This window comes from Streptomyces sp. MZ04 (genome assembly GCF_004684775.1).
GTDB lineage: Bacteria > Actinomycetota > Actinomycetes > Streptomycetales > Streptomycetaceae > Streptomyces.
This window is the reverse complement of the sequence record NZ_SRIC01000536.1, coordinates 1-1919: the sequence shown is the minus strand read 5'-3', so window position 1 is coordinate 1919 and position 1919 is coordinate 1. Positions and strand designations below refer to the sequence as shown.

The following is a 1919-nucleotide window of genomic DNA, read 5'->3' as shown; positions in this document are numbered from 1 at the left end:
AGGTGTATAAGAGACGGGGGCGCTGCTACGGGGCCACCCTGCCCGTGGGGTCCGTGCGGGCGAGGACCGTGCGGATCGCTGCCGCGACTTCCTTTGTCTCCGGTTCCGTCATGATCAAGGGAGGGGAGAGGACCAGGCTGTGGGCCGAATCGCGGACTATCACTCCCGTTTCGCGGCGGATGACGTCGTGCGGCATGCGGGCCGGGTCCAGGGGAAGCGGCTCCCTCGTCGCGCGGTCCGCCACCAGTTCGATCGCCAGCATCATTCCGACCGAGCGGATCTCGCCGACCACCGGCAAGTCGCCCAGCGCGGCGTCCAGTTCCGCGTGCAGATGCGCTCCCAGCGACGTCGCGCGGGAGAGCAGGTTCTCCCGCTCGATGATGTCCAGGTTCGCCAGCGCCACCGCCGCCGCCACCGGGTGGCCGTTGTACGTGTAGCCCATGGGAAAGCCGTGGTCGAGCAGCAGCGCCTCCGCCACGTGGTCCGCGACCAGCAGCGCGCCCAGCGGGATGTAGCCCGACGTGATGCCCTTCGCCGTGACGATGATGTCGGGCGTGACGTCGAAGTACTGGGCCGCGAACCATTCCCCGACCCGGCCATAGGCCGTCACCACCTCGTCGAAGACGAGGAGGATGCCGTGGCGGTCCAGGACCTCTCGGACGCGGGGCCAGTAGTCGGCCGGCGGCACCAGCATGCCGCCCACGCCCATGATGGGTTCGCCGATCATCGCCGCGATATTCTCGCCGCCGATCTCCGCGATGCGCGCCTCCAGTTCGGCGATGAGGAAGTCCGTGGGGTCCTCGTCTCCGTACAGCTCCGTGCGGTACGGCCACGGCGGCGTCAGGTGTGAGACGTGCGGCATCATCGGCGCGAAGCCCTCGTGGTAGACGGGGAACCCGGTGGCGGAGCCGCCGCCGTATCCGATGCCGTGGTACGCCTTGTCGCGGGCCAGGATCCAGGTGCGGGACGACTCGCCGCGCCGGTGGTGGTAGTAGCGGGCCATCTTGATCGCCGCCTCGTTGCCCTCCGAGCCGCCCGAGGTGAAGTAGACGTGGTTCAGCGGGTCGGGGGCCAACGAGGCCAGGCGCGCGGCCAGTTCGATCGCCTTGTCGTTGGAGAACTCCCAGAAGCTGGTGAAGTATTCGAGCTTCCGCAGCTGGTCGTAGGCGACCTGCGCGATCTCCTCGCGGCCGTGGCCGATCTGCGCCAGCCAGAGGCCGCCCGTCGCGTCGAGGTAGGAGCGGCCTTCGGCGTCCGTGAGGCGGCAGCCCGAGCCGCCGGTCATCACGACTCGTTCCTGCGCCGTGCCGGGCAGGTAGGGGTGGATGATGTGCGCCCGGTCCAGGGCGGCCAGTTCGGTGGGCGTGCGGGTCATGGTCGTACGTCCCTTCAGAGGGTGGGTGCGGGTGTCGTCAGGTCCAGTGCCGTCAGCGCCAGGGCCTTCGCCGTTGACAGCAGGTCGGTCAGCTCGATGTATTCGTCGATGGTGTGGAGGGTCGGGGAGCCGTCGGGGCGCGTCGCGGTGGGGCCGAGGCAGACCGCCGGGGTGTCCGCGAGGCGGGTGAGGGTCGCCGCGTCCGTCCAGGACGGTTCGCCGAGGATGCGGGGGCTTCGGCCGAGTGAAGTCGCGCTGGAGAGAAGGGAGTTGACCACCGGGTGTGAGGGGGCGACCTCCGCCGGGGCGAGTTCCGTGTCCCAGGTGAAGCGGGGCGGGTTGGCCGCAGACCAGGCGTCCGGCGCCGTCGCGTCCCGTACCGCCCGCTCGATCTGCGTACGGACCCCGCTCGCCCAGCCATCGGCGTCCGCCTGCACCGGCAAGTACGTTACGTCCAGGGCGACTTCGCACGACGCGGGGTAGGTGACCCACCACTCCCCTCCCTTGATGGTGGTGGGCACGATGGAGGGCGGCGGGAGAAGCG

Annotated in this window: 2 protein-coding genes; both read right to left on the bottom strand. The window is 69.9% G+C overall.

Going from position 1 to position 1919, the window contains the following annotated elements; all coding sequences use genetic code 11:
• Positions 1-25: 25 nt before the first annotated feature.
• Positions 26-1375 carry an aspartate aminotransferase family protein gene (locus tag E2651_RS42910; RefSeq protein WP_135336681.1) on the bottom strand — a complete coding sequence of 450 codons (1350 nt, stop codon included), beginning with the start codon at positions 1373-1375 and terminating at the stop codon, positions 26-28.
• A gap of 14 nt (positions 1376-1389) precedes the next feature.
• The coding region (locus E2651_RS42905; RefSeq protein WP_135336680.1) for a M20/M25/M40 family metallo-hydrolase at positions 1390-1919 on the bottom strand (530 nt) is incomplete at its 5' end.